At 69.3% G+C, this 3,861-nt stretch carries 2 protein-coding genes and 1 pseudogene; 2 read left to right on the top strand and 1 reads right to left on the bottom strand.

Annotated elements, in window-relative coordinates:
* A pseudogene (locus K2X24_RS17035) lies at positions 1-173 on the top strand (response regulator); the annotation flags it as partial.
* A 17-nt stretch (positions 174-190) separates the two neighbouring features.
* Positions 191-1,888 carry a response regulator gene (locus K2X24_RS17030; RefSeq protein WP_292499521.1) on the top strand — a complete coding sequence of 566 codons (1,698 nt, stop codon included), beginning with the start codon at positions 191-193 and terminating at the stop codon, positions 1,886-1,888.
* A 110-nt stretch (positions 1,889-1,998) separates the two neighbouring features.
* Here K2X24_RS17030 and K2X24_RS17025 read toward each other — a convergent pair.
* A partial coding sequence (locus tag K2X24_RS17025) for a PAS domain-containing protein (RefSeq protein ID WP_292499520.1) occupies positions 1,999-3,861 on the bottom strand: 1,863 nt, incomplete at its 5' end.

The following is a 3,861-nucleotide window of genomic DNA, read 5'->3' as shown; positions in this document are numbered from 1 at the left end:
CGTCCCGGGAGGAGACGGACGTGGTGCGCTCCTACGACCTCGGGGTGAACGCCTTCGTGGTGAAGCCCGTCGGCTTCGAGGAGTTTTTCGCGGCCATCAAGGACCTCGGCGTATTCTGGGCGGTGTTGAACGAGGCCCCACCGCACAGGGGAGGCTGGCCATCGAACGGGTGACCGGCACGTCGGGTCCCTTGCGCATCCTCCACCTGGAGGACAGCGACCTCGACGCCGAACTCATCGAAGCGGAGCTCGAAGGGCTCGGGCATCCGGTCGTGATCGAGCGCGTGATGACCCGCGACGCCTTCGCGGCGGCGGCGCAGCCAGGACGCTGCGACATCATTCTGGCCGACTACGTCCTGCCGACCTTCGACGGCGTCAGTGCCCTCGGCATTGCCCGGGACCAATGCCCCGAGATCCCCTTCATCTTCTGCTCGGGCACCCTCGGCGAGGAGGTCGCCGTCGAGGCCTTGAAGAACGGGGCGACCGACTACGTCACGAAACAGCGGCTCGACCGGATGCCGCGCACGATCGTCAGGGCGCTGGCGGAGGCCCGCGCCAAACAGGGCAAGGCGGCGGCCGAGGCCGCGCTCCAGGCCGTGAACGAGACGCTCGAAGTCCGCATCGCCGAGCGGACGCAGGAGCTTGCCGAGGCGAACGCCGCCTTGCAGGCGCAGATCGCGGAGCGCGAGCGCGCCGAGGACGCGCTTCGCCTCGCCCAGCGCCTGGAGGCCGTCGGGCAACTCACCAGCGGCGTCGCGCATGACTTCAACAACCTGCTGACCGTCATTGCCGGCAACATCGAGTTCCTCGCGCGCGCCGTGTCGGACGAGCGCTCGAAGCGACGCCTCGACATGATGCGGGGCGCCGCCGAGCGCGGCGCACGGCTGACCGCCCAACTCCTCGCCTTCTCGCGCCGTCAGAGGCTGGTGCCGGCTCCCGTGAATCTGAACCAGACGGTCGCCTCGATGCAGGACCTCCTGCAAAGCTCCATCGGCGGAGCCGTCCACATCGAGACGGCACTCCAGACCGACCTCTGGCACGCCCTCGTGGACCCCACGCAGATCGAGCTCGTGATCCTGAACCTCGCCATCAACGCCCGCGACGCAATGGCGGTGGGCGGGCGCCTCGCCATCGAGACGGCCAACGTGACGGTGACCGAAGTCCCGACCCGGCACGAACTCCCCGCGCCCGGCGAGTACGCGATGATCGCGGTCAGCGACAACGGGACCGGAATGACGCCGGGGGTGCTGGCACGGGTGTTCGAGCCCTTCTTTACCACCAAGGAAGTCGGGAAGGGCTCAGGGCTCGGGCTGGCGCAGGTCTTCGGCTTCGTGAAGCAGTCGGGCGGCGGCATCCGGATCGATACGGTCGTCGGCGAGGGGACCTCGATCAAGGTGTACCTTCCCCGCGCCGAGCCGGGGGAAGACCTCGTGGCGGCGTCGGATGCGGACGCGGCACAGGTCCATCGCGCCGGGAACGCACCGACCCTGCTCGTGGTCGACGACGACGGCGGCGTGCGGGAGGTCTCGGCGACCCGCCTCTCGGAGGCCGGCTACCAGGTGCGCGAGGCCGCATCCGGCCTGCAAGCGCTGGCAGCGCTCGAGGCCGATCCGTTCGTCGACCTCGTCGTCATCGACTTCGCCATGCCGGGCATGAACGGGGCGCAGACCGCGGCGGAAATCCGAAAGCGCTGGCCCGGCATCCCGCTCCTGTTCGTCACGGGATTCGCGGACACCACGGCCCTGACGCAGGCCGGCGCGGCCGGGGCCGACGCCATCGTTCAGAAGCCGTTCCGGGTGGGCGAACTGGAACGCAAGGTTTCCGCCGCCCTGGCGACGCGACCGGGCGGTGGCCTGCGTCTCGTCTCGGATCGAACGCGCGGCTCCTGATCGAGCGGAAGCAGCTTTACGGCATCGCGACGAAGGCCGGCCGCCGGACGTCACGCCGCAACCGGCCCCTGCGGGCATCACGGTTCCGGGGCGTTCGGTCCCTCAGGCCTTCACGCCGCCCCCGCCGGACCGGGCTTCCCGCCCCGCTTGCCCGGCTGGCTGGCACGCTGTCCCTTGATGACCTGGCGCAGGACTGCGGAGACCTGGTCTGCGGAGTAGGGCTTCTGGAGCAGTTCGAAGCCGTGCGTGCCTTCCTCGGCCAGCACGTGGCTGTAGCCGGACGCGAGCACCACCGGCAGGTTCGGCAGGCGTCGGCGCAGCAACTTGGCCAACTCGATCCCGCCCATGCCGGGCATCACCACGTCCGAGAACACGACGTCGAAACCGCCGCCGTCCGAACCGATCCGGTCGAGCGCCTCCTCGGCATTCGGTGCCCAGGCCGTGTTGTAGCCGAGGTCCTGCAGGATCTGGGTGGCGAACCGTCCGACCTCGATGTTGTCCTCGACCACCAGGACGCGCTGGCCGGCGCCCCCCGGTTCGAGGCCGACCGGCTCGTCAGTATCCTCGGCCGCGCCGAACTCCATCGCTGCCTCGGGAAGGTAGAGCGTGAACGTCGTCCCCCGTCCCGGCTCGCTCGTGACGTCGACGTCGCCACCCGACTGCTTGGTGAAACCGAAGACCTGGGACAGGCCGAGGCCGGTCCCCTTGCCGACCTCCTTCGTGGTGAAGAACGGCTCGAAGATCCGGGACAGGACGTCCGGGGCGATGCCCGTACCGGTGTCGGAGAGCGAGACCGCCACGAAAGGCCCGGGCGCACCGGCATGGCCGCGGATGGAGGGCAGCGGCAGGCCAAAATCCATCCGCAGGGTTAGGGTTCCTGCGCCGTCCATCGCGTCCCGGGCGTTGACGGCCATGTTGACGAGCGCGGTCTCGAACTGGCTGACGTCCACCCGCACGAAACAGGGCTGTTCGGGCAGTTCGGTCCGAACCGTGATGCGGGCACCCGTCACGGTGTCGAGCAGATCCGCGACGTCGCGCAGGCGGCTGCCGACGTCCACCGTCTCGGGCTTCAGGGTCTGGCGTCGCGCGAAGGCGAGAAGCTGTCCTGTCAGCTTGGCGGCCCGGTCCACCGTTTCGGACACGGCGTTGAGATAGCGGGCCTTGCGGTCCTCCGCGAGATCCGGCCGGCGCAGGAAGTCCACCGACGAGCGGATGATGGTCAGAAGATTGTTGAAGTCGTGCGCCACGCCGCCGGTCAGCTGCCCGACCGCCTCCAGCTTCTGGGACTGGCGCAGGGCTTCCTCAGCGTGCAGCAGGGCCTGCCCCTGCGACTTCTCCGCGGTGATGTCCCGTCCGTAGGCGTACACGAGCCCCCCCTCCACGGAGGTGCGCCAGGAGATCCAGCGTGGGCTTCCGTCCGCGTGGCGGTATCGGTTCTCGAAGTCGTTGAGGTGGTCGGCAGCCGCGGCCTGGGACAGTGCCGCCTCGGTGAAGGCCGCGTCTTCCACCCAGACGAAGTCCAGGAAGCTGCGCCCGACCACGTCCGACGGAGCTTGGCCGAGGATGGTTTCCCAGGCCGGGTTCACGGCGCGGAAGATACCGTCGGCTCCGACGACGACGAGGAGGTCGCGCGAGTTACGCCAGACCCGGTCGCGCTCGGCGGTGCGTTCGGCGACCCGTTGTTCCAGGGTCTCGTTGAATCCGAGAAGCTGCGCCATCGCCCGCTTCTGATCATCGATGTCCGTGCTGGTACCGACCCAACGCAGGACGCTGCCATCGCCGGCGAGCACGGGCTGGGCCCGCGCGAGGAACCAGCGGTAGGTGCCGTCTTCCCGTCGCAGTCGATATTCGCACTGATATTCCGTCCGGGCGGTAACGGTCTCGCGCCAGATCTCGGCCACGCGGGCCTGGTCGTCGGGATGGATGATGGCGAGCCATCCCGCCGCGTCGAGATCGCCCCGGCGACGGCCGGT

It is taken from the genome of Methylobacterium sp., assembly GCF_019750675.1.
Taxonomy (GTDB): Bacteria; Pseudomonadota; Alphaproteobacteria; order Rhizobiales; family Beijerinckiaceae; genus Methylobacterium.
Note: the sequence above shows the minus strand (reverse complement) of the source record. Positions and strands in the feature narration are given on the sequence as shown.